This window comes from Pseudonocardia sp. Ae331_Ps2, from assembly GCF_001932405.1.
Lineage (GTDB): Bacteria > Actinomycetota > Actinomycetes > Mycobacteriales > Pseudonocardiaceae > Pseudonocardia.
Map to the genome: position 1 here is coordinate 4,141,283 of NZ_MCIM01000001.1, position 22,221 is coordinate 4,163,503.

Here is a 22,221-nt window from a genome sequence, read left to right on the forward strand (position 1 = left end):
GTACCGGCCGGTAGCGGTACCGTTGGCGCCATGCTGTCGACCGGTCCCGTGCGTCCGGAGACGCGGCGCCGGCCGATCGTCCGGTGGGACGCGGCGCTGTCCGGGGCCGCGCTCGTCGTGACCGGGATGCTGGTCGCCCTCGGGATCTTCGGCGCCGTCTTCCTGGTCGCCTTCTTCGAGTACTGCCCGCCGCGCACGTGCAGCTCGTCGGCCGTGCTCGTGTCGGTCGGCGGCTCGCTGGTGGTCGCCGCGGCCGCCGGCGTGGCCGGTCTCGCCATGACCGTGCTGCGGGTCGTCGAACGTCGTCCGGCCTGGCCGTTCGCGCTGGCCACCCTTGCCGTGGCCGCGTCCGCCGTCGCGTTCGGCGCGGTCCACTACGCGAGCGCGATCGGGTACTGACCTGCTCGGGGGCCGATCCCCCGAGCGCGTGCGCCGGGCCGGGTCCCACGGCCCGTACCGGTGCGCGCTCCGCGGTGCCGCCGCGACCGGTCGGTCACCGTCGAGGGTCGACCGTCCGGTCGGTCGCCTTCGCCGCCTCTGCCGCCTCTGCCTCTGCCGCCGCAGCGCGCTGCGCGGTCCGGCGGAAGCCGATCGCGATCGCCGCCGACATCAGCATCATCACCGCGACCACCCACATCCCGGCCCGCGAGTCACCGGTCAGGTCCTTGAGCCATCCCGCGACGAACGGACCGACGAACCCGGACAGGTTGCCGAAGGAGTTGATCAACCCGATCCCGGCGGCGGCCCCGGCGCCGGTGAGGAAGGCGTTCGGCAGCGACCAGAAGGGCGGGATCGCGGCGAAGACCCCGATCGCGCAGACGGTCACACAGGCCATGACCAGCAACGGCGAGTCCATGTACAGCGCGCCCGCGATCGCCACCGCCCCCACGACGGCGGGGACGGCCACGTGCAGCGGCCGCTCCCCGCTGCGGTCGGAGCGCCGGGCCCACAGCACCATCGTCACCGACGCGATCGCGTACGGCACCGCGGTGATCAGGCCGACCTCGACCAGCGAGTAGTCGGCGCCGAACTGCTGCTCGAACCCGGCGACGATCTGGGGGAGGAAGAACGCCAGGACGTAGAGCCCGAACACGATCCCGAAGTAGACGACCGACAGGGCCACCACCCGGCCGTCGCGCAGGGCGGCGGCGACCCCGCGGTCCTGCCCGGCCGCCGCCGCGTCCTCGGCGGCGATCCGCTCCTCCAGCGCGACCGCCTGGTCGGTGGGCAGCCACCGGGCCCGGGTCGGACGGTCCGGCAGCAGCCACAGCACCGCGATGCCCAGCAGCACCGCCGGGATGCCCTCGACGAAGAACATGAAACGCCAGCCGGCGTCGAAGCCCAGGGCGCCGTCGCCGATCGAGATCAGCCACGTCGACAGCGGCCCGCCGACCACCGAGGACAGCGGCACGGCCAGGAAGAACAGGGCGACGATCCGCGCCCGCTCGACCCTCGGGAACCAGTAGGTCAGATACAGGATGATGCCCGGGAAGAAGCCGGCCTCGGCGATGCCGAGCAGCACCCGCACGACGTAGAAGCCGATCTCGCCCTGGATGAACGCCGTCGACGACGCGACGACGCCCCAGGTCACCATGATCCGGGCGATCCAGATCCGCGCCCCGACCCGGTGCAGGATCACGTTGGACGGGACCTCGAAGAAGAAGTACCCGACGAAGAACAGCCCGGCGCCCAGACCGTAGGCGGCCGCGGACAGGCCCAGGTCGGCGTTCATCGTCAGCGACGCGAACCCGACGTTGACCCGGTCGATGTAGTTCAGCAGATAGGCCAGGGCGAGCAGCGGGATGAGCCGCTTCGTCGCCGTCCGTACGGCCGTCGAGACCAGCACGCCGTCCCCCTCCGTTGCGGTGCGCACGCCAGCGCAGTCTCGCCGCCGGAGGTCAGTCCTTCAACCAGGCGTAGGCGGTGTGCCGGGACACACCGAGCGCCGCCGCCATCGCGCTGACCTCGCAGCCGGCCTCGCGCCCGGCCCGCAGCAGCTCACGGCGACGCTCGCGCGGGGCGTCCGCGGCGGCCCGCAGCTGTTCGAGCACGGCCGCGGACTCGGCGGACTCCCGGCGTCGGCCCACCCCGGGCCGGGAGAACGCGCGCACGGCGTCGGCGTCCCAGACCTTGCGGCCGTCCGGGCCGGGGTCGGGCAGCGGGGGCGGTGCCTGGCCGCGGGAGACGTAGGAGTTCCAGGTGCCCACCTGCACGCCCCAGTGGGCGGCGCACTCGTCGCTGGTCCAGGTCGTCACGACAGGAGGGTGCCACGGTCCGCCCGGCCCGGCGGTGTCGGTCCGTGGCGGGGTCGGGAACGGTCCGACCGCGGTCATCCTCCCGGCGGTGCACCGAGGGGGCCTGCCAGCAGGTCCCGCACGGCGGCGGCGCAGTCGGCCGGGGTCCGGCCGGGCCGCCCGTGGGGGTCGGCGACCGCGTTCATCGCCCCGAACAGCAGATCGCGGACGAGCCGGGGAGCGGGCCCGGCGGCGATCGCCCCCGCGCGTTGCGCGTCGTCGACCAGCTCGGTCCACCGGCTCCGGTAGCGGTGCAGGAGCACGCGGTAGATCGCGAGCGACGCGTCCCGGCCCGGCTCGGGCATGGTGAGCACGACCGCGGCGTAGTCGCTCAGCTCCACCAGGGCGTCGAGGTGCGCACGGACGGCGGCCCACAGGCGGGCCCCGGCATCGGCGGCGGTGAGCGGGGCCAGGGCGTCGTCGAGGTGGCGCAGCGACTCGCGCAGGCCCTCCTCGAGCACCGTCGCGATCAGCTCGTCCTTCGAGCCGAAGTGGAAGTAGACGCTCCCGGTCCGCAGTCCCGCGGCCTCGGCGATCCCGCTGAGGCTGACCCCGACCCGCCCGTCGCGGGCCAGCAGGGACGCGGCCGCGTCGAGCAACCGGCGTCGGGTCCGGTCCCCCTTGGACGGGCGGTCGGGCGCGGCGGGCACGGTCGCCATTCTCACCTCCCACCGCCACGACGACATCGGAGCGCCCCGGAACGCGGCGCTGCCGGAGTGCTGCCCCAGCATTCTATGCTAGCTTAAAAACTAACGACCATTAGTTTCTGGAGGAGCCATGACGATCCCCTCGCCCTCGGCCGCCCGGGACGCCGCACCACTGGACCCGACCGAGGCGCTGGGCTGGTACGGGAGCTGGATCGACGCGTGGAACAGCCACGATCCGGACCGGGTCCGCCCGCTGGTGACCGACGGCTTCCGGCTCGAGACGCCGACGACGCGCAACTCCGGCTGGGACGTACGGGGACCTGACGCCGCCGCCGACTACATGCGTTACGTGCTCACCGCGTACCCGGACCTGACCTGGGAACGCACCGGGCCGCCGCTGCTCGCACCCGATGTCCCGCGCGCCGCCTTCACCTGGCGCGGGACCGGGCACTTCACCGGCACGCTCACCCCGCCCGGGATCCCCGGGACCGGCCTCCCGTTCGACTTCGTGGGCCTGGAGGTCTTCGACTTCCGGGACGGCCGCGCCGACCGACTGCACGCCAGCTACGACCTGATGGGGCTGCTGCGCCAGACCGGGGTCCTGCGCAGTGGCTCGGGGCGCCGCTGACCCGCCCGTCCGACGGCGGGGCGGCCGACGGCCGGTGGTCTCACGGCCGCAGCGCGGCGACCACCCAGCGCAGCGACGTCCGGTCGGTGCAGGTCGCGAGCAGCTCGGCCTGCTCGATGCTCTCGGCGTCGCGGCGACGGGCGTCGAACAGGTCCTCGACCAGGCCGGGCACGTCGCGGTGCTCCCCGGGCAACGGCTCGTCGCCGCCGGGCAGCCCGAGGCGGGCGACGACCAGCCGCAGCGTGCGGTGCCCGATCAGCCGCATGCCCGGGGACAGCAGCGCCGAGTTCCGCGGGGGAGTGGCGCCGGCGGCGGACTCCTGTCCGGGCAGCGGGACCGCGCCGGGCGGGACGCCGGGCAGGCTCACCGCGGACACCGCGATCACGCCGCCGTCGAGCAGGGCCCACGCGTCGATCGCGGGGCGGTGCGTCTCCCGGCCCGACGCGGTGGCCAGATCCTGCTCGGCCAGCCAGCGACGCAGCCGCGGACGCAGGTCCCAGCGCACGTCGAACACGCCCTCGGCCAGGTCGGACGGTGTGAACACCTCGTCCCACCGCGGGCCGCCGGCTGCCCCGTTCCCGACACCCGTCTCGGGCTGGATCGCCATCTTCGTCCCCCGACCCGGGGCACGCGCGGTCCCGGGGGATCAGGATAGGACGGTCCGCACGGGCGTACAGGCTGGTGCACACGGCCGTACCCACAGGTGTGACGGCACGACCGACGCGGCGACGAGCGGCGTCCCCGACACGCCGATCAGCAGGCGATGTCACGCAACGTGAGCGAATCTGCCGATGTCTGCGTGACAGATGACACGATCGAGCGAGTCCGCCGCAGGCGGTAACGAGGCAGGATGAGTCGAGCGATCCACAAGTGACGGCGACGTGGAGGCGACATGGACGGGCAGTTCGACAGGGTTCCGGCGGTGCACCCGGGGATGATCCCCGCGGCACGGCGGTCGGTGGAGAACCTGCCGTCCGGACGAGGCGTGGTCGACGGCGAGCGGGGCCGCGTGCTGGCCCGCTACGCGCGGCTCATGCGGTCCGGCCGGCCGGAGGTCTGCCTGCCCGGGCGGCGCGAGATCGAGGACCGCGAGCGGTTGGGCGCCTCCGCGACCGGCAGCGACGGCAAGGTCATCTACCCGGACCGGGACGCGGCCGAGTGTGCCGCCCGCGAGCTGGAGGCCCTCGGGGGGCGCCCGCAGCGAGCCTACCTGTGCCGGCGGTCCCGCCGCGGGCACTACCACCTGACCACCGACGCCGTCGCCCAGCGCCGTCGCGACCCGGCGCAGCTCATCCCGCAGCCGCGCCGCGGCGACTGAGCCGGACCCGACCCGATCCACGACGACCCCCGGTGCCGATGGCGCCGGGGGTCGTCGTGCGTCCGCGGCCGGTTCGCGGCGGATGTCACACCGATGTGATGCGCAGCACACGCTGATCGTCTAGCGTGGGGTGTGGCAGCGGTCACGTCACCGCCGAGCCGACGTCCCACCACCACGCATCGGAGGGCCCCGTGAACCCGCACCTGCTGGAGGAACGCGTCGCCACCGTCAACGGCGGCCGCGACCTCGCCGACCCCGCCCGCGCCCGGCTGCGCGCCCACAAGGCCACCGCCGACGCCTGCCGTCGGCGCGCCGCCGAGCGTCGCGCCGAGCTGGAGCGCGCCCTGGCCGGGGGCACCACCGGCGACGCCCTGGACCTCATGCTGGAACTCGACGCGCTCGAGCGGGTGCAGGACCGCATCGACAACCGGCTCTCCGAGCTCTGCGACGCGCTCACCGAGCCGCGCACCCCGCGCTACGGCGACGCCCAGCCCGTGTAGCCGTACCCGCGGCCCGTGTGGATCACCCGCGCCCGTGGTTCGATGACCGGCGGACACCGCCGTCGGACCACGAGGGAGAGCACACGTGCGTGCAGTGCAGGTCAGCGAGCTGGACGGGCCGTCCGCGGTCCGCGTCGCCGAGGTCGAGCCGCCGGTCCGCGGTGACGGCGAGGTCCTCATCGACGTCGCCGCGGCCGGGGTGAACTTCCCGGACGTCCTGCTGACCAAGGGGATGTACCAGTACAAGCCGGAGCCGCCGTTCACCCTGGGCTCCGAGTGCGCCGGCACGGTGCGCGAAGCGGGCCCGGACAGCCGGTTCGCCGCCGGGGACCGGGTCGTCGCGTTCACCATGTCCGGGGTGTTCGCCGAGACCGTCTCCGCTCCCGAGCAGCACGTCTTCCCGCTGCCCGAGGAGGTGGAGTTCGCCGCGGGCGCCTGCCTGCCGATGAACTACCTGACCGCGCACTTCACCCTCGACACCCGCGGTGGCCTGCGGGCGGGGGAGACGGTGCTCGTCCAGGGCGCCGCGGGCGGCGTCGGGACCGCGGTCGTCCAGCTGGCCGCCGCGATGGGGGCCACCGTCATCGGTGTCACGTCCACCGAGGCCAAGGCCGAGGTCGCGCGGCGCGCGGGCGCGGCGCACACCGTCGGCGTCGACGGGTTCAAGGATGCGGTCAAGGAGCTGACCGGCGGCGCGGGCGTCGACATGGTCGTCGACCCGGTCGGTGGCGACCGCTTCACCGACTCGGTCCGCTGCCTCGGCCCGCTCGGCCGCCTCATGGTCGTCGGGTTCACCGCGGGTGACATCCCGACGGTGAAGGTGAACCGGCTGCTGCTGAACAACGTCGACGTCCGCGGCGTCGGCTGGGGCGCCTACGCGCTGGGCCGCCCGGACTTCATCCGCGCCGAGTGGGACGCCCTGCTCCCGCACCTGCGCTCCGGCGCGCTCACCCCGCTGATCAGCGAGCGCTTCGGCCTCGACGACGCCGCGACCGCCCTGTCCCGGATCGACGACCGCACCGTCACCGGCAAGGTCGTGCTGCTGACCTGAGCCGGGTCAGCCGGCCGGCTCCAGGTTGTGCCGGACCGCGGCGCGCGGCAACGGCGCCGTGGTCTCGGCGGCCGCGGTGCGCGGCGCCGTGGTCCCGGCGGCCGCCGTGCGCGGCGCTGCCGTCTCGGCGGCCGCCCTGCGCGGCGCCGGGGTGGGGCCGACGTGGCGGTGCGGCGCCGGCACCGCCACGGACTCGGCGACGTGCAGCCGGTGCCGGGCGGCCACCGCCCGCCCGGCCGGGCCGGTCACGGACAGCGCGTGCAGCGCCAGGGCCCGGTGGGCCGGCACCTCGCAGCGGCGCAGGAAGCGGTCCAGCTCGCGTACGGCGTCGCCGGGGTGGCGGGCCAGCGCCCACGCGGCCAGCTCGGCCTCGGCGACGTCGGTCCGCACCCCGCTCATCCGCACGCACACGTACTCGACGTCCTCGTCGGCCAGCTCGCCCGGCGCGGGCAGGTGCATGCCCTGCTCGGTCAGGTACTCGTGCACCGCCCACAGCCCCATCGGGGTGAGCGCGACCACCGTGGGGTCCGGGTCGTCGCGGTGCGCGACCCGGGACAGCTCGTCGAGCTCGTCGGCGTCGAGGGTCTCGGTCAGCTCGATCGCGCCGAGCAGCTCGCAGGCGTCCAGCAGGGCGGTGACGTCGCGGCGCCACAGCCGCTGCTCGACGTCGCCGGCGAGATCGTCGACGACACAGCCCGCCTCGTCGTTGACGGCGTCGCGGACCTGGCGGTGGAAGTGCTCGAGCGGGACCGGCCCGCCGCCGGTGGCGTACAGGCCGACCCACAGCATCGGGAAGGCCTGCGACATCGACATCCCGAACAGCGACGGCGCGCCGAACACGTCGGTCCCGCCCAGGCTGTCGCCGAGGCGGCCGACCGACTCGAACACCCTGCGCCACAGCTCGATCGGCCGGTTCAGCAGCGGGCCCGCGCTCTTGACCGGGAGCAGCCGCCCGCGCACCACACGGACCAGGCGCGCCGAGCGGGCCCAGCGCAGCAGCAGCGACACCTCGGGCAGGTCGTCGCTGGTGCGGGCGGTCTCGCGGTAGATGTGGTCGAGCTGCAGGTGCGCGGCGAGGTCGAGCGCGTCGGTGCGGTCGAGGCGGCCGTCGGAGGTGAGTCGGCGCCCGGCCCGCACCCACAGGGTCAGCTTGCGGAGCAGCTCGAGTGCCTCGGAGCGCTCCGCGGCCTCGACGAGCGCCGCTGCGCCGGGCATCGGCACCGGCGGCAGCTCGGGGTTCCACTCGGTGCGGGTGGGCCGCTGCGCCTCCCGCCGCATGATCTCGGCGAGCGCGTGCCGGTCGACGTCGGTCTCCCCGGCGCCGGCGCGGTCGAGGAACCGCTGCACGGCGGCCGGGTCGGCCGGGTCGACGCCGTGGCGGTGCAGCTGCACGCCCCAGAACTTGCCCAGGTCGTAGTTGCGCTCGTCGGCGAGACCGTCGTGCAGTGCGGGGGTGGAGTCGAGGACCTGACGGTGCAGCGCGTCCGCCGGGTGCGACTGCGGGTCGAACCAGTCGTGCTCGTCGAGGAAGTCGATGAGCGCGTGGAAGGCGGGGGCGACGTCGTCGGGCTCGAGCACGGTCACCTTGCGCGGGAACCACATGCCCAGCGCGTCGGCGATGTGCGAGCGGGTCCAGCGGCCCAGCCTGCGGTCGCGGGCGTACTTGTAGTCCAGCACGGCGGCGACGAGCGTGGTGTCGACCTCGACGCGACGGCGGCGGGCCCAGAGGGAGAACTGCTCCAGCAGGCGGCTGCGGGCCTCGGCGTACCCCTGGTCGTCCCCCGGGGTGAAGACGAGACGCATCCGGCCCACTGTGTCAGGTCCCTCCCATCCGCTCCGGCTGCGGCGCAGCACTTTCCGATGATCGTCGGTGCGCGCGGGGGCCGTGCACCGGGTGGTCGCAGGAGGTCCAACGAGCGCGGTCGGCCCGGGTCACTTCCCGACCGCTCACCATCGGTGGGCGGTCGGTCACGGGCCGTCCGATCGTCCGGCCGCCCCCGCGACCGTGAGCCCTCGACCCTGCCACGGACGACGACGGCCGGACACCCCGGGGAGGGGGTCCGGCCGCCGTCGTGTGCGACGAGAGGCGCTCAGTCGCCGCCGACCGGGCTGTCGCGCCGTTCGGCGGTCGCCCGCGTCGACCCGTCGCCGGTCGATCCGTCCGGTCCGTCGGTCCCGGTCGCGACGGCACCGTTGCCGTTGCCACTGCCGGGGGCGTTCTCGTCGTCCGGGTCGAACGCGCCGACCTTGACGTAGAAGTGCTCGCCGTGGTTGACGGTGGCCCAGTCGACCGCCTGCTCCAGCACCTGTGCGCCCTTCTCGTCCCGCAGCACGACCTTGTCGCGACGCAGGTCCTTGAACAGCGCGAAGCACAGCAGCACCATGATCACGACGAACGGTGCCGCGACCAGGATGGTCAGGTTCTGGATGCCGTCCAGGGCGTTCTCCCCGCCGGTGACCAGCATCAGCACGGCGACCGCGCCCATGACCGAGCCCCAGAAGACCACGACCCACTTGGTGGGCTCGATGGTGCCGCGCTGGGACAGGGTGCCCATGACGATCGACGCGGCGTCGGCGCCGGAGACGAAGAAGATGGCGACCAGGACCATGACGAGCAGGCCGGTGAAGGTGGCCCACGGGTAGGCGGCCAGCATCTGGAACAGCTGGACGTTGGAGTCGTCGGAGAACTGTGTGCCCTGCTGGGCCTGGGTGATGGCGGTGCCGCCGAAGATGCAGAACCAGACCAGCGAGACCAGGCTGGGTGCGAGGATGACCCCGCCGACGAACTCGCGGATGGTGCGCCCGCGCGAGATCCGGGCCAGGAACATGCCGACGAACGGCGTCCAGGAGATCCACCACGCCCAGTAGAAGATCGTCCAGCCGGAGAGCCATTCGAGCATCGGCTCGCCGCCGACGGCCTCGGTGCGCCCGACCATCTCGAAGAACTGGGAGAAGTAGGCGCCGATCGAGGTCGGGATCAGGTCGAGGATGATCACCGTCGGGCCGACGACGAACACGAAGAACGCGAGCACCGCCGCCAGCACCATGTTGGTGTTGGACAGCCACTGGATGCCCTTCTCGACGCCGGAGACGGCGGAGAGGATGAACGCGGCGGTCAGGACGACGATGATCGCGGCGAGCAGCCAGGGGCTCACCGGGCCGTCGACCCAGCCGACGGTCTGCATGCCGCCGCCGATCTGGAAGGCGCCCAGGCCGAGGGAGGCCGCGGAGCCGAACAGCGTCGCGAAGATCGCGAGGATGTCGATGGCCCGGCCGATGGAGCCCTCGGCGGCCTTGCGGCCGATCAGCGGGACGAAGGCCTGGCTGATGAGCTGCCGGCGGCCCTTGCGGAAGGTGGAGTAGGCGATGGCGAGGCCGACGACGGCGTAGATCGCCCACGGGTGCAGCGTCCAGTGGAACAGCGAGGTCGCCATCGAGGTCTGCAGCGCGTCGACGGTACCGGGCTCGGCGGAGCCGGGGGGCGGTGACCGGAAGAAGGTCAGCGGCTCGTTCACGCCGAAGAACATCAGTCCGATGCCCATGCCGGCGGAGAACATCATGGCGATCCAGGAGACCGTGCGGAACTCGGGTTCCTCGTCGTCGGCGCCGAGCTTGATGCGTCCGAACCGGCTGAAGGCCAGGAACAGTGCGAAGGCGACGAAGGCGGTCGCGGCGAGGATGAAGCCCCAGCCACCGCCGCGCATCAGCCCGCCGAGCATCGCCTCGGCGGTGGCACCGAGGGTGTCGGCGCTGAGCAGCCCCCACAGCACGAACAGCAGCGCGAGCGCGGCTCCGACGCCGAACACGATCCAGTCGGTGCGGGGACGGCCGTCCCCGGTCGTGCCCGGACGGTCGTCCGGTGGTGATTGGGCCTGTGTCATACGTGGTCACGCCCGCGTGCCGGGCGCATCCCCCCTCCGCTCTCGTTCGTGCAGAAATGGTGCACAAGTCGTTTTGTGTGCCGAAAGTGTAGGTACTCGGCCCTCCCCGTGTCGCAGTGCGAGCCGAACCGTGATGTCGGCCGGCGACGTCGGCGACGTCAGACCGTGGTCCAGCCCTCGTCCGAGACGCCGCCCGGGACCGGCGCGGCCGGGTCGTAGGGGGTGCGGGTGAAGACGAACGTCGCCAGCCACAGGTGGTCGCGGGCGATCCGCAGGGTCTCCCCGGCGAAGTAGCCGTCCAGGCCGATCCAGGTGCCGTCCGGGCCCGGCCGGAACCGCGACGCGCGCCCGGGCCTGCCGAGCCCGCCCAGGTGCAGCAGACCGCCGCCGACCGAGCGCAGCACGTACGGCGACGGCCCCCAGAACCACGGGCCGAGCAGCTCCGGATCGACCGGGCAGGGCTGCGGGGTCCACGGCTCGACGACGCGGGGCTCGGCGACGCGCAGGTCGTTCAGCAGCCCGGCGGGCAGCCCACCGTCCATCCCGGAGGTGGTGTTGCCCATCGCCAGCGCGCCGGTGCCCTCCTCGCGGTCCACCCAGAGCCCGGCGAGGAAGCCGGGCATGGAGCCGCCGTGCCCGACCAGCGTCGTCGTGCCGCCGCCGGGCCGTTCGTGCCGCTGGACCTGCACGCCCAGTCCGTAGCCCGCCCAGATCGGCGACGACGGGTCGACGCCGGCGGGCAGCGTCATCTCCTCGACCGTCGCCGGCGAGAGCACCCCGCCGGTGTCGCCGAGCAGCAGCGCGCCGAGCCGGGCCAGGTCCGCCGCGGTGCACCACAGCTGCCCGGCGGCGGCCATCACCCCGGCGTCGTGCTCGGGCTCGGCCAGGACGAGGTCGGCCCACGGGTGCACCGCCCGGCCCGCGGCGGCGGGCTGCTGAGGACGGGGCGAGGTGCGGGTCATGCCGAGCGGGAGCAGGACCTCGTCGCGGGCGACGTCGGTCCAGGCGCGGCCGCGCAGGCGGGCGACGACCTCGCCGAGCAGCCCGAACCCGAGGTTGGAGTAGTGGAAGCGGCGCGCCGCGGGCAGCACCCGGTCGGCGTCGCCGAGGCCCAGCTCGTCCAGGGTGCCGCCGGGGGTGCGCTCCCACCACTGGCCGGGGCTCTCCGAGCCGGCGCCGGCGAGGTGGGACAGCAGCTGGCCCACGGTGCGGTCGCCGAGCGGGGTGCCGGGCACGTGCCGGTCCAGCGGGTCGTCGAGGTCGAGCAGGCCCTCGTCGCGCAGCCGCAGGACGGTGACCGCGCAGACGGTCTTGGAGATGGAGCCGATCCGGTACTGGACGTCGTCCGCGGCGGCCGGGCCGTCGGCACCGTCGGGCAGGGCGCCGCGGCCGGCGTGCCAGACCAGGGCGCCGTCGCGGACCACCCCGGCGACGAGCGAGGGGACGCGGCCGTCGCGCTGGGCGCGGGCGACGCGGGCGAGCAGGGTGCGCTGGGTGCTGGGGAGCAGCTCGGTCACGCGGGCGAGCCTAGATCCCCCGGATGTCGGCGAACGACCGCAGCCGGACCGCCCGCTCCGACAGCGCGGCGGGCACCGGCTCGGGTACCGGCATCCGGTCCGCGGCGGTCAGCGGGCCCAGGTCGAGCCCGGTGAGCTCGCCGATCCGGGCCACCGGCACCTGGAAGGTGCGGTAGGGGCCCAGCGGCGGTGGGTCCCCGGCCGGCGGCTCGGCGAGGTCACCGAGCTCGGGCGTCTGGTCGAGCAGGTAGGCGGTGGTGCCCAGGGCGCCGCCGGTGACGAAGGCGCCGATCTTCCAGAACAGCCGCGGGACCAGCACACCGCGGTACTCCGGGTCGTCGTCGGCGAGCACCGGGCCGGTGAACACCACCAGCCGGCGGTCGTTGTCGCCCGCGTTGTCGAGCAGGTAGTCCTCCAGGCCGCCCCAGGTCTGCTTGTCCTGGTTGAAGGCGGCGGCCTGCGGGGCGGCGTTGGTGTAGTGGAACGTGTCGGACTCGGCGGTCGCGGCCTCGGCCGGCTCGCCCCACACCGGGTCCTGGCGGCGCACCAGGTGGCCGCGGTCGAGGTCGTTGTCGGCGTAGAGCTCGGGGCCGGCCTGCTGCTCAGCGGGCAGCCGGTCGTCGAGGCGCCAGTCGTCGGATCGCTCCAGCTGCCGCAGGGTCGCCCCGTCGATCGCGACGGCGGTGGCCGCGGCCAGCCGCCGGTCGGGCCGGTGCAGCGTCGAGAAGTGGGTGTAGGGGAGCAGGACCGTGTCGATCCCGGGGAGCGTCGGCATCGGCGTCGCGACGCCGAGGAAGTCCTGGTCGAAGCCGGGGGAGGCGGGGGCGCTCATCGTCGTGACGGTAGCGGTGCGGGGTGAACGACGGGTGCGGCTGCGTCGCCGTCGGCGAGGCGGCGCAGCAGCGGCGCGGTGCGGAACCCGACCAGCGAGCGCATGACCAGCGACGTCGAGGTCCGTTCCACCCCGTCGATCGCGAGCAGGTGCCCGGCGATCCGGTAGAGGTCGTCGGCGTCGCGGGCGACCAGGTGCACCATCAGGTCCTCGGGGCCGGAGATGCCGTGCACCTCCAGCACCTCCGGTACCCGGTCCAGCGCGTCGGCGACGGCGGCGAGCTCGCGCTGCACCACCCGCACCGTCACGAAGGCGGTCAGCGGGTAGCCCAGTGCCGCCGGGTCGACGCGCCGCTCGAAGGTGTCCAGCGCACCGAGCCGGTCCAGCTTCGCCAGCCGGGCCTGCACCGTGTTGCGGGACAGGCCGACCTGCTCGGCGAGGGCGAGCACCGTCGCGCGCGGGTCCTGCGCCAGGGCCAGCAGCAGCCGGGCGTCGTGGCCGTCGAGCGTGGCGCGGCCGTCGCCGGTCGTTCCCGTCACGTGGTGCCTCCGTCGTGTCCGTGGGTGCGCAGTATGCCGCGCCCGCACCGATCCAGCCCCGCCCGGACCGTGCAGTCTGCTCAGTGTTCACCGACCCGGTTGTGCACTCGTCCGAGCTGATGGTGGGCTGACGGAGCAGGCTGCATGGGGCGACGAGGCTGGAGTGGTGTGCGATGGGCACTCAGGCGGTGGCGACGGACACGCTCGTCGAGATCGAGAAGCGGGTGTTGTGGCTGGCGACCGCGATCGTCGACGCGGCCAACCGGCGCGGTGACCCGAGCGGGCTGAAGGTGGGCGGGCACCAGGCGTCGTCGGCGTCGATGACGACGATCATGACCTCGCTGTGGTTCGAGCACCTGCGGGCCGGGGACCGGGTCTCGGTCAAGCCGCACGCGTCCCCGGTGCTGCACGCGATCAACTACCTGCTCGGCGAGCTCGACGAGCGCTACCTGGGCACGCTGCGCGCGTTCGGCGGGCTGCAGTCCTACCCGTCGCGGTCCAAGGACCCCGACCCGGTCGACTACTCGACCGGCTCGGTGGGGATCGGCGCGACCGCCCCGATCTGGGGTGCGCTGGCCCGCCGCTACGTCGACACCCACTTCGGGGGTGCCGGCCACGGCAGGCAGTACTCCCTGGTCGGCGACGCCGAGCTCGACGAGGGCGCGGTCTGGGAGGCCATCCTCGACCCGATGGTCGGCGAGCTCGGCGAGGTGGTGTGGATCGTCGACCTCAACCGCCAGTCCCTGGACCGGGTCGTCCCCGCGATCGGCGCGCCGCGGATCGAGGGCATGTTCTCCGCGGCCGGCTGGCAGGTCCTCACCGTCAAGTACGGCAGGCTGCTGCACGAGCTGTTCGACCGGCCCGGCGGCGACGCGCTGCGCGCCCGGATCGACACCATGCAGAACGCGGAGTACCAGCGCCTGCTGCGCTGCGACGCCGACGAGGTCCGCACCCGGCTCCCCGACGGACACGCGGACCTGGCCTCGCTCGTCGCCGACCTCGACGACGACACCCTGCTCGCCGCGGTGCGCAACCTCGGCGGGCACGACACCGCCGCGCTGCGCGACGCGTTCGCCGCGATCGACGACACCCGGCCCACGGTGATCCTCGCCTACACCGTGAAGGGGCACGGCCTCGCGACCGCGGGCCACCCGCAGAACCACGGCTCGATCCTGGGCGCCGACCAGGTCCGCGAGCTGGCCGACGCCGTCGGCGTCGACCCCGAGGACCCCTGGCGGCGTTTCGACCCGGAGTCCCCGGCGGGCGAGGCCGTGGCGCGCGCGGCGGCGCGGCTGCGCCGCGACCCGGTCGACGAGCAGCCGGTCCCGCCGCTGCCGACCGACATCGGGCGCACCCCGACCGGGCGTGCCACCACCCAGGCCGCGCTCGGCCGGGCCCTGCTCGACCTCACCCGCGAGGCCCCCGAGGCGGCGAAGCGGGTCGTGACGCTGTGCCCGGACGTGTCGTCGTCGACGAACCTGGGCGGCTGGGTGAACAAGGTCGGCGTCTGGTCCACCGCGGAGCGCAAGGACTGGTTCGACGACGACCCCGAGACGATCCTGCACTGGCGCGAGCGGCCCACCGGTCAGCACCTGGAGCTGGGGATCGCCGAGGGGAACCTGGTCGGGGCGCTGGGGGAGCTCGGCGCCACCTGGTCGCGCTGGGGCCGTCCGGTGCTGCCGATCGGGGTGCTCTACGACCCGTTCGTCGAGCGCGCGTTGGAGCCGTGGTCGTTCGGGATCTACGCCGGCGGGCAGTCGATCCTGGTCGGCACCCCGTCCGGGGTGTCGCTGGCGCCCGAGGGCGGCGCCCACCAGTCGGTGACGACGCCGTCGGTCGGGCTGGAGCAGCCCGGCTGCGTGACCTACGAGCCGGCGTTCGCGATCGACACCGAGTGGACGCTGCTGGCGTCGCTGGCCCGGCTCGGTCGCCCGGACGGCACCAGCGCCTACCTGCGCCTGTCGACGCGGCCGGTGGACCAGAGCCTCGCGGCGGTCCCGGCCGACCCGGCCGCGCGCGAGCGGCGCCGCCGCCAGGTGGTCGCCGGGGCCTACCCGCTGCGCCGCGCCGCGGGGACACCCGCGCTGACCATCGCGGTGGCCGGGGCGCCGACGACCGAGGCGCTCGCCGCCGCCGACCGGCTCGCCGAGCTCGGCCACGACGTCGACGTCGTCGTGGTGACGAGCCCGGGTCTGCTGTTCGACGCGCTGCAGGCCCGCTCCGGGCGCCCCGCCCGACCGCAGGCCGAGCCGTGGATCCTGGAGTCGGCGTTCCCCGCGCGCCGGGCCGCGCCGCTGGTCACCCTGCTCGACGGGCACCCGCACACCCTCGCGTTCCTCGCCGGGGTCAACCAGGTCCCGGCGACGCACCTGGGCGTGCACCGCTTCGGGCAGTCCGGCGATCTGGCCTCGGTCTACGCCCACCACGGGCTCGACGCGGACACGGTCGTGGCGGCCGGGCTGGACCTGCTCTAGGAGAAATCGGACACCGGGTGACGTACGTCGCTGGATCGCGCAAACGACAATGACTACGGTTACCGACCATGCTGCTTCTGGGGTTGGCGTCGGTCACCTTCCGTGAGAGATCCGTACCGGACGTCGTGAGCCTGGCGGTCGATGCCGGGTCCGAGGTCGTGGAGTGGGCCGGGGACCGGCACGTCCGTCCCGGTGACCGGGCCGCGGCGTCGGCGGCCCGCGGTGCGTGCGCGGGCGCCGGGCTGCGGATCGGGACCTACGGCAGCTACCACAAGGCCGGGGCGTCGGACCCCGAGGCGTTCGCCGCCGTCGTCGCGACGGCGGCCGAGCTCGGCGCTCCGCGGGTACGGGTCTGGGCCGGGACCGCGGCCTCGGCCGACGTGTCGCCCGCCGAGCGCGCCGCCACGGTGGACGCGCTGCGGCGCTGCGCCGACGCCGTCGCCGAGCAGGGGATGGGGCTGCTCGTGGAGCACCACGTCGAGTCCCTCACCGACGGGCTCGACACCGCGCTGGCGCTGCGTGCCGAGGTCGACCACCCCGCCCTGGTGACCCACTGGCAGCCGCGCGAGCTGCCCGACACCGACGCCTGCCTGGCCGAGGTCCGCGCGCTGCGCCCGCGGACCGTGCACGCGTTCTCCTGGGGGGCCGACGGCTACACCGAGCGGCTGCCACTCGCCGACCGCGCCGACCTGTGGGCCCCGGTGCTCGCCGAGCTCTCCGCGCAGTCCCGCGAGGACGGCACCGACACCGAGGTGCTGCTGGAGTTCGTCCCCGGCGACACCGCCGCCTCCCTGCTCCGCGACGCCGCCGCGCTGCGCGACCTGCAGGCCGGACGCGACCTGGCCGGTGCGCGATGAGCCCCCGCCCGGACCCCCGTCCCGTGCCCGCCGGTGCGGGCGACCAGCCCGCCGCGACCCGAGCCGCCGCCTCGCGCCGATCCGCCCGGTCCACCGCGGCCCGGTTCTCCCGCGTCGCCGCGCTGCTGCCGGTCGCGGTGGTCGCGCTGCTGCTCGCCGGCTGCGGCGGGTCGGCCACGCCCGCCCCGCAGACGCCCGCCGACCGGCCCGCCGTCAGCCGCGACGTCGCTCCGCTGGAGCCCGCGCTGTCGGTGACCGACCCCCGTGGCACCACCGTCACGGTGCCGGCCCCGCCGAAGCGCGTCGTCTGCCTGACCGGCCTGTGCGACGACATGGTCGTCGAGCTGGGCCTCACCCCGGCCGGCACCTCCACCCCGGCCCTGCTGAAGAACCCCGTGCTGCTCGGTGACCGCGCCGCGCAGGTCCCGACGGTGAAGGGCAGCTTCGGCAGCGAGGACGTCGAGTCCATCGCCGCGCTGCGTCCCGACCTCGTGATCGGGCTCGGCGGTGTGCACGAGCCACTGCGCGCGGCGATCGAGCGGTTCGCCCCGCTCTGGCTGGTGCAGCCCACCACCTGGGAGGAGTCGGTCGGCTACCTGCGGAACCTGGGGTCGCTGACCGGCCGCACCGCCGAGGCCACCGCCGGAGAGCAGCGCTTCCGCACCACCCTGGCCGACGGCGTCGAGCAGGCCCGCGCCACCGGCCAGGCCGACCGGAAGGTGCTGCTGATGTACGGCAGCGCCGACACGATCGGCGTCGACACCACCGACACCGTCAACGGGAACCTGCTCGCGACGCTCTACGACTACCCGTTCGTCCCGCGTGGCGCCGACGTCGAGACCGCCAGCACCTACAGCGTCGAGGAGATCCTCGCCCAGGCCCCGGACGTCGTGTTCGCGTTCTCGCTGCTGTTCTCCTCCGCCGACCGCACCCTCACCGACCAGCTCGCCGACAACCCGGTCTGGCAGCAGGTCCCGGCCGTGCAGGCACGCCAGGTGCACGAGATGGACCCGCGGCTGTGGGGCAGCGGGCGCGGCACCCGCAGCCTCGGTGCGATGGTCGAGCAGTCGCTGGCCGTGGTCCCCGGCCGGTGAGACGGCTCCTGGTCCTGCTCGCCGCCGCGCTCGGGGCGGTGCTGCTCGCCGCGCTGGTCCTCGGGACCGGCACCCCGGCCGTCGCACCGCACCGGCTCCCGGCCGTGCTGGGGGCGGCGGGCGGGGTCGAGCACGTCGTGGTCACCGAGCTGCGGGTGCCGCGGCTCGTGCTCGGCGTGCTCACCGGCGCGGCACTCGGGCTGGCCGGGCTGCTCCTGCAGGACGGCCTGCGCAACCCGCTCGCCGTCCCCGAGCTGCTCGGGGTCTCCTCCGGGGCGGCCGCGGCGGTGGCGATCACGATCGTCACCGGGGTCGCGGTGCCCTTCGCGCCGCTGCTGCCCGCGGTCGTCGGGGCCGTCGTCGGGGGCGGGCTCACCCTGCTCGCGATCCGCGGCGCCGTCGGTCCGGCCGCGGTGCTGCTCATCGGCGCCGGTGTCGGCGCGGCGCTGCAGGCGCTGCTGCTCGCCGCGGTCGCGATGACCGGGTCCACCGAGCAGGGCGTGCTCGTGCGCTACCTGCTCGGCTCGCTCACCGGCACCACCTGGGCCACCGTGACCCCGGTGCTGCCCGCGCTGGCGGTCGCGTTCGTCGCGGCCGTCGCGGTGCTGCCGCTGCTGGGGCCGCTGCGGCTCGGCGACGACGCCGCCGCGGCACTCGGGCTGCGCACCGGTGCGGCCCGGGCCGCGGTGCTGGGGGTGGCCTGCCTGCTCGTCGCCGCCGTCGTCGGCCCGGCCGGGCCGGTCGCCTGGGTCGGCTTCCTCGCCCCGCAGCTGGTGCGGGCACTGCACCCGGCGGCCCGGCCGCTGCCGCGGGCGGTGGGCTGCGCCGCGGCGGGCGCGGCGGTGGTCGTCGTCGCGGACCTGCTGGCCCGCACCGTGCTGTACCCGGTCGAGCTGCCGGTGGGCGGGTTCACCGCCGGGGTCGCGGTCGTCGCGGGCGGGCAGCTGCTGGCGTGGCGACGTCCGCGGGCCGTCCGCGCGGCCCGTCCCGGCGCGGTGGTGGCCCGGTGAACCGGCCGGCCGGGCGGGGGACGGTCGGCCGGGTCGCGACGGTCGCGTCCCGGTTCGCCCTCCTGGGGGCGGCCGCCGCGGCCGCGGCCCTGGCCGGGCTGATGGTCGGCACCGCGGTCGGGCCCGGCACCGCACTCGCGGCGCTCGCCGGGACCGCGGACCCGCTGGCCACCGACCTCGTCGTGGGCCTGCGGATGCCGCGGGTGCTGGTCGGGCTCGCGGCCGGTGCCTGCCTCGGCGTCGCCGGGACGGTCCTGCAGGCGGTCCTGCGCAACCCGCTCGCCTCGCCGGAGGTGACCGGGGTGGGGTCCGGCGCGGTGCTCGGCGCGGTGCTGGGGACGGTGCTCGGCGGCCAGGTCGGCACCCCGCTGGGCGTGCTCGTCGTGGCGCTGCTCGGCGGGACCCTCGGCGGCGGTGTGCTGTGGCTGCTCGCCGGCCGCGCCGCCGGGCCCGGCACCGCGGACCCGCTGCGGCTCGCCGTCGTCGGGGTACTGGTGTCGGCGGTGCTCGGCGGGGCGACGTTGCTGCTGCTCACCGCCCGCCCGCAGCTGGCCGGGTCGATGGTGCGGTGGCTGGTCGGCTCGCTCAACGGCCGCGGCTGGGAGCACTGGGACGCGCTGTGGCCGGTCGCGCTCACCGCGGTGGTCCTCGCGGTGCTGCTCGGCCCGGTGCTCGCCGTGCTCGGCGTCGACGACGACCACGCCCGCGGCGTCGGCCTCGCGGTGTCCGGGTGGCGCTCGGCCGCGGTGCTGCTGGCCGTGCTCGCCACCGGCGGGGCGGTCGCGGCGGTCGGGGCGCTCGCGTTCGTCGGGCTGCTCGCCCCGCACCTGGCCCGCGCGGTGCTCGGGTCGCGGGGCGCGGCCGATCCGCGGCTGCTGGTGCCCGCGGCGGCGCTGGCCGGGGCCGGGACGGTCGCCGCGGCCGACGTCGTCGCCCAGCTGCTGACCGCGCTCGCCCCGGTCGGTGACCGGCCGATCGGGGTCCCCGCGGGAGCGGTGACGGCGGTCGCCGGCGCGGTGGTGCTCATCGGGATCGTCCGCCGACGGTCCCGCACGACGGTGGGAGGTGCGCTGTGACGGTGCTCAGGGCCGAGGGGGTGACGGTGCGCTTCGACGGGCGCACCGTGCTCGACGGCGTCGACCTGGCGGTGGACCGCGGACAGTGGCTGTCGCTGGTGGGACGCAACGGCTGCGGCAAGACGACGCTGCTGCGGGTGCTCGCCGGGCTGCACCGGCCCGATGCGGGCTCCGTGCACCTGGTCGACCGGCCGCTGGCCGGGACCCCGCGCCGGGAGGTCGCGAAGCGGGTCGCGGTGCTCCCGCAGGCACTGCCGCCGCTGGGCGGGGTCACGGTGCGGGCACTCGTCGCCCAGGGCCGCTACGCGGTCCGCGGGCCGCTGGGGATGCTCGGCGGCGGCGCCGACGCCGCGGTCTCCGACGCGCTGGCGGCCACCGGCACCCGGGCGTGGGCCGACACCCCGGTCGAGCTGTTGTCGGGCGGGGAGCGCCAGCGGGTGCGGATCGCGCTCGCCCTGGCCCAGGACGCCCCGGTGCTGCTGCTCGACGAGCCCACCACCTACCTCGACGTGCGTCACCAGCTGGAGGTGCTCGACCTCGTCCGGGAGCTGCAGGTGCAGCGCGGACTGACCGTCGTCGCGGTGCTGCACGACCTGGCCCAGGCCGCGCGGTGCGCGGACCGGATCGTCGCGCTGCGCGACGGGCGGGTGCACGCCGACGGGCCGCCCGGCGACGTCGTCGACGAGCGGCTGCTGGCCGAGGTGTTCGGGGTGCGCGGGGTCGTCTCGACCCACGAGGGGCGGCTGACCTGCAGCTACCTGGACTCCACCCCGGCCCGGCCCGTCAGCGCCTGACGGCCCACCCACCCCGCCGGGCGGGCGGGTCGCCGGTGCAGCGACGTGCACGTTTCCGCCCCTGCGAGGGCGGAAACGTGCATCTCGCCGGTCGGGCGCGCGTCGGGATCGGCGCTGCCGGCACCGGGGCGGGGTGTCCCGGACGGGGGCGTCCGGTCAGCCGCGGGCGGCCCGGCGCAGCGGCGGCGTGAGCCAGGCCAGCGCGACCCCGGAGGCCAGCACCGCGGCCCCGGCCGCCAGCCCACCGCGCGGGCCGGCCGGCGTCGTCGCCACCACCCCGGCCAGCGCCGCGCCGGCGGGGGTGCCGAGGCCCCAGGACAGCATCCGCGCCGTCGTCGAGACCCGGGCGCGGGCGTGCTCGGGGGTGACCTGCAGCCGGTAGGTGACGGCGTTGAGCACGACCGTCGAGTAGGCCGCCCCGAACGCGGTGGCGGCGAGCAGCGCGGGGACCCAGTGCGTCGCCGAGACCACGGCGACCGCGCAGGCCAGTGACACCGGCAGTCCGGCCAGCGCCAGCCGGGCCCCGCCCCAGCGCTCCGACAGCCGTGGGACCAGCCGGGCCGCAGCCAGCCCGCCGACGCCCCAGCAGGCGAACAGCAGGCCGAGCCGGGCGTCGCCGTCGGCGCGGATGCCGAGCACCCGGTCCGCCCACGGGACGGTCATCGCGAGCCAGGCGCCGCCCGCGACGGCCTGGGTGGTGCCGACGAGGGTCAGGGTGCGCACGACCGGGTTGCCCCACAACAGACCCAGGCCCTCCCGGACGTCGGCGAGGATCCGGGTCGGTGCGCGGGTGCCGGGCCCGGGGGACAGGCTCCCGGCGATCGAGCGGATCAGCAGCGCGGAGGCGACCGCGGTGAGCGCGGTGACCGACAGCAGCCCGGCCGGGGCCAGTGTCGCGACCGCGAGCCCGGCCAGCGGCGGCACGAGCAGCTCGACGACGGTCGTCGCGCCGTAGAGCGTGGAGAACGCCGCGGTGATCCGGTCCGGGCCGACCAGCGTGGGCAGGGCGCCGAAGTTCGCGGCGTCGAAGAAGACGAAGCCGGTCTGCACCGCGACCGCCGTGCCGAGCACCTGCCACGGGGTGAGCACCCCCGCCCACCACGCGAGCGGGATCCCCGCCAGCACCAGCCCGCACGCCAGGTCGACGCCGACCATCAGCCGCCTGCGGTCGACCCGGTCGGCCAGTGCGCCCGCGAACAGCCCGAACAGCAGGTAGGGCAGCGCCTCCGCGGTCGCGATCGCCGCGGTCCAGGCGGGTGAGCCGGTCAGCCGGTAGACGAGCACGGGGAGCGCGACCGCCGCGACCAGCGACCCGGCGACCGCGACGACGCGGGCGGTGAGGTAGCGGCGGAGATCGGTGCGTTCCTGCGCGGGGGCGGTCGGGGCCGTCTCGCTCACGAGGTCCTTCCGTCGGGGTTGCGCGAACCATAGTGTGAAACGAGAGTCATCTCCAATAGTAGCGACGAGAGATGCGCCACTGTTGAAAATCGATGTCGATTGTGACCAGGATGTGACGGTCCGGAACCGGACGATGTCACCCACTGGAGGAGAAAACGATGAAGGACATCTTCACCGAGCTCGAGGCCGAGCGCGCCCTGCCGCACAACTCCGCGAGCCACTCCAACGCCCTCGTCGAGAACCCGTTCGCGACCGAGCAGGCTGCCGAGCAGGAGTGACACCCGCCGCGGGCCCGGCACCGGTGACGGTGC

General features: G+C 75.2%; 22 protein-coding genes. 12 read left to right on the forward strand and 10 right to left on the reverse strand.

All coding sequences use genetic code 11. The features are described from left to right. The first annotated feature begins 30 nt into the window (after window positions 1-30). Entirely contained in the window at window positions 31-399 is a 369-nt protein-coding gene (locus Ae331Ps2_RS19845) for a hypothetical protein (RefSeq protein ID WP_020622389.1), read from the forward strand. A 94-nt stretch (window positions 400-493) separates the two neighbouring features. Here the strand turns inward: Ae331Ps2_RS19845 and Ae331Ps2_RS19850 are convergent, their stop codons facing one another. From Ae331Ps2_RS19850 to Ae331Ps2_RS19860, 3 genes are all read right to left on the reverse strand, one after another. After that, window positions 494-1,873 carry an MFS transporter gene (locus tag Ae331Ps2_RS19850; RefSeq protein WP_233147591.1) on the reverse strand — a complete coding sequence of 460 codons (1,380 nt, stop codon included), beginning with the start codon at window positions 1,871-1,873 and terminating at the stop codon, window positions 494-496. Window positions 1,874-1,898: 25 nt separating this feature from the next. After that, entirely contained in the window at window positions 1,899-2,255 is a 357-nt protein-coding gene (locus Ae331Ps2_RS19855) for a hypothetical protein (RefSeq protein ID WP_020622387.1), read from the reverse strand. Between the two features lie 74 nt (window positions 2,256-2,329). Next, window positions 2,330-2,953 carry a TetR/AcrR family transcriptional regulator gene (locus Ae331Ps2_RS19860; protein WP_075307161.1) on the reverse strand — a complete coding sequence of 208 codons (624 nt, stop codon included), beginning with the start codon at window positions 2,951-2,953 and terminating at the stop codon, window positions 2,330-2,332. A gap of 118 nt (window positions 2,954-3,071) precedes the next feature. Between Ae331Ps2_RS19860 and Ae331Ps2_RS19865 the strand changes: the two genes are divergently transcribed. Next, window positions 3,072-3,569: an ester cyclase gene (locus Ae331Ps2_RS19865; protein ID WP_075307159.1), complete on the forward strand. Its 498-nt coding sequence runs from the start codon at window positions 3,072-3,074 to the stop codon at window positions 3,567-3,569. A 40-nt stretch (window positions 3,570-3,609) separates the two neighbouring features. On the opposite strand, the gene Ae331Ps2_RS19870 is transcribed toward Ae331Ps2_RS19865, so the two are convergent. Continuing rightward, window positions 3,610-4,176: a hypothetical protein gene (locus Ae331Ps2_RS19870; protein WP_075307157.1), complete on the reverse strand. Its 567-nt coding sequence runs from the start codon at window positions 4,174-4,176 to the stop codon at window positions 3,610-3,612. Window positions 4,177-4,461: 285 nt separating this feature from the next. On the opposite strand from Ae331Ps2_RS19870, the gene Ae331Ps2_RS19875 reads away from it, so the two are divergent. From Ae331Ps2_RS19875 to Ae331Ps2_RS19885, 3 genes are all read left to right on the forward strand, one after another. Next, window positions 4,462-4,887: a hypothetical protein gene (locus Ae331Ps2_RS19875; RefSeq protein WP_075307155.1), complete on the forward strand. Its 426-nt coding sequence runs from the start codon at window positions 4,462-4,464 to the stop codon at window positions 4,885-4,887. A 191-nt stretch (window positions 4,888-5,078) separates the two neighbouring features. Further along, window positions 5,079-5,387: a hypothetical protein gene (locus Ae331Ps2_RS19880; RefSeq protein ID WP_075307153.1), complete on the forward strand. Its 309-nt coding sequence runs from the start codon at window positions 5,079-5,081 to the stop codon at window positions 5,385-5,387. A gap of 85 nt (window positions 5,388-5,472) precedes the next feature. Next, window positions 5,473-6,438 carry an NADPH:quinone oxidoreductase family protein gene (locus Ae331Ps2_RS19885; protein WP_075307151.1) on the forward strand — a complete coding sequence of 322 codons (966 nt, stop codon included), beginning with the start codon at window positions 5,473-5,475 and terminating at the stop codon, window positions 6,436-6,438. 6 nt (window positions 6,439-6,444) lie between these two features. Here Ae331Ps2_RS19885 and Ae331Ps2_RS19890 read toward each other — a convergent pair whose 3' ends face one another. The 5 genes from Ae331Ps2_RS19890 to Ae331Ps2_RS19910 form a co-directional block, all read right to left on the reverse strand. Continuing rightward, window positions 6,445-8,241 carry a hypothetical protein gene (locus tag Ae331Ps2_RS19890; RefSeq protein WP_075307149.1) on the reverse strand — a complete coding sequence of 599 codons (1,797 nt, stop codon included), beginning with the start codon at window positions 8,239-8,241 and terminating at the stop codon, window positions 6,445-6,447. A gap of 287 nt (window positions 8,242-8,528) precedes the next feature. Next, the gene (locus Ae331Ps2_RS19895) at window positions 8,529-10,319 is read right to left on the reverse strand and encodes a BCCT family transporter (RefSeq protein WP_083695790.1); all 1,791 of its coding nucleotides are present in this window, start codon (window positions 10,317-10,319) and stop codon (window positions 8,529-8,531) included. 158 nt (window positions 10,320-10,477) lie between these two features. After that, window positions 10,478-11,836 (reverse strand): serine hydrolase, encoded by a 1,359-nt coding sequence (locus Ae331Ps2_RS19900; protein ID WP_075307147.1) that lies wholly within the window; start codon window positions 11,834-11,836, stop codon window positions 10,478-10,480. Window positions 11,837-11,846: 10 nt separating this feature from the next. After that, window positions 11,847-12,668, reverse strand: a complete 822-nt coding sequence (locus Ae331Ps2_RS19905) for a DNA/RNA non-specific endonuclease (RefSeq protein ID WP_020621785.1) — start codon at window positions 12,666-12,668, stop codon at window positions 11,847-11,849. Then, a complete protein-coding gene (locus Ae331Ps2_RS19910; protein WP_020621786.1) occupies window positions 12,665-13,207 on the reverse strand; it encodes an Lrp/AsnC family transcriptional regulator in 543 nt (180 codons plus the stop codon). Before Ae331Ps2_RS19910 ends, Ae331Ps2_RS19905 begins: the two co-directional genes overlap by 4 nt. A 173-nt stretch (window positions 13,208-13,380) precedes the next feature. Between Ae331Ps2_RS19910 and Ae331Ps2_RS19915 the strand changes: the two genes are divergently transcribed. From Ae331Ps2_RS19915 to Ae331Ps2_RS19940, 6 genes are all read left to right on the forward strand, one after another. Continuing rightward, the gene (locus Ae331Ps2_RS19915; protein WP_075307145.1) at window positions 13,381-15,681 is read left to right on the forward strand and encodes a pyruvate dehydrogenase; all 2,301 of its coding nucleotides are present in this window, start codon (window positions 13,381-13,383) and stop codon (window positions 15,679-15,681) included. Between the two features lie 68 nt (window positions 15,682-15,749). Next, complete coding sequence (locus tag Ae331Ps2_RS19920) at window positions 15,750-16,538, forward strand: sugar phosphate isomerase/epimerase (RefSeq protein WP_075307143.1); 789 nt, start codon at window positions 15,750-15,752, stop codon at window positions 16,536-16,538. Further along, entirely contained in the window at window positions 16,535-17,632 is a 1,098-nt protein-coding gene (locus Ae331Ps2_RS19925) for an ABC transporter substrate-binding protein (RefSeq protein WP_083695792.1), read from the forward strand. Before Ae331Ps2_RS19920 ends, Ae331Ps2_RS19925 begins: the two co-directional genes overlap by 4 nt. Then, on the forward strand, window positions 17,629-18,642 hold the full coding sequence (locus tag Ae331Ps2_RS19930) for an iron chelate uptake ABC transporter family permease subunit (protein ID WP_233147590.1): 1,014 nt from the start codon (window positions 17,629-17,631) through the stop codon (window positions 18,640-18,642). The genes Ae331Ps2_RS19925 and Ae331Ps2_RS19930 overlap by 4 nt, the downstream gene beginning before the upstream one ends. Then, window positions 18,639-19,718, forward strand: coding sequence for an iron ABC transporter permease (locus Ae331Ps2_RS19935; protein ID WP_075312008.1), 1,080 nt, complete (start codon window positions 18,639-18,641; stop codon window positions 19,716-19,718). Before Ae331Ps2_RS19930 ends, Ae331Ps2_RS19935 begins: the two co-directional genes overlap by 4 nt. Then, window positions 19,715-20,512 carry an ABC transporter ATP-binding protein gene (locus Ae331Ps2_RS19940; protein WP_020625137.1) on the forward strand — a complete coding sequence of 266 codons (798 nt, stop codon included), beginning with the start codon at window positions 19,715-19,717 and terminating at the stop codon, window positions 20,510-20,512. The genes Ae331Ps2_RS19935 and Ae331Ps2_RS19940 overlap by 4 nt, the downstream gene beginning before the upstream one ends. 156 nt (window positions 20,513-20,668) lie before the next feature. Here the strand turns inward: Ae331Ps2_RS19940 and Ae331Ps2_RS19945 are convergent, their stop codons facing one another. Next, a complete protein-coding gene (locus Ae331Ps2_RS19945) occupies window positions 20,669-21,910 on the reverse strand; it encodes an MFS transporter (RefSeq protein ID WP_075307141.1) in 1,242 nt (413 codons plus the stop codon). A 158-nt stretch (window positions 21,911-22,068) separates the two neighbouring features. Here Ae331Ps2_RS19945 and amiA point away from each other — a divergent pair, with 158 nt between their 5' ends. Continuing rightward, window positions 22,069-22,188: a streptamidine family RiPP gene (amiA, locus tag Ae331Ps2_RS33415; RefSeq protein WP_020625778.1), complete on the forward strand. Its 120-nt coding sequence runs from the start codon at window positions 22,069-22,071 to the stop codon at window positions 22,186-22,188. Window positions 22,189-22,221: the final 33 nt, after the last annotated feature.

Coding starts and splice junctions, on each gene's coding strand:
- Ae331Ps2_RS19845 (WP_020622389.1), top strand. CDS start 31: ATGCTGTCGACCGGTCCCGTGCGTCCGGAGACGCGGCGCCGGCCGATC.
- Ae331Ps2_RS19860 (WP_075307161.1), bottom strand. CDS start 2,953: ATGGCGACCGTGCCCGCCGCGCCCGACCGCCCGTCCAAGGGGGACCGG.
- Ae331Ps2_RS19865 (WP_075307159.1), top strand. CDS start 3,072: ATGACGATCCCCTCGCCCTCGGCCGCCCGGGACGCCGCACCACTGGAC.
- Ae331Ps2_RS19870 (WP_075307157.1), bottom strand. CDS start 4,176: ATGGCGATCCAGCCCGAGACGGGTGTCGGGAACGGGGCAGCCGGCGGC.
- Ae331Ps2_RS19875 (WP_075307155.1), top strand. CDS start 4,462: ATGGACGGGCAGTTCGACAGGGTTCCGGCGGTGCACCCGGGGATGATC.
- Ae331Ps2_RS19890 (WP_075307149.1), bottom strand. CDS start 8,241: ATGCGTCTCGTCTTCACCCCGGGGGACGACCAGGGGTACGCCGAGGCC.
- Ae331Ps2_RS19895 (WP_083695790.1), bottom strand. CDS start 10,319: ATGACACAGGCCCAATCACCACCGGACGACCGTCCGGGCACGACCGGG.
- Ae331Ps2_RS19905 (WP_020621785.1), bottom strand. CDS start 12,668: ATGAGCGCCCCCGCCTCCCCCGGCTTCGACCAGGACTTCCTCGGCGTC.
- Ae331Ps2_RS19915 (WP_075307145.1), top strand. CDS start 13,381: ATGGGCACTCAGGCGGTGGCGACGGACACGCTCGTCGAGATCGAGAAG.
- Ae331Ps2_RS19920 (WP_075307143.1), top strand. CDS start 15,750: ATGCTGCTTCTGGGGTTGGCGTCGGTCACCTTCCGTGAGAGATCCGTA.
- Ae331Ps2_RS19925 (WP_083695792.1), top strand. CDS start 16,535: ATGAGCCCCCGCCCGGACCCCCGTCCCGTGCCCGCCGGTGCGGGCGAC.
- amiA (WP_020625778.1), top strand. CDS start 22,069: ATGAAGGACATCTTCACCGAGCTCGAGGCCGAGCGCGCCCTGCCGCAC.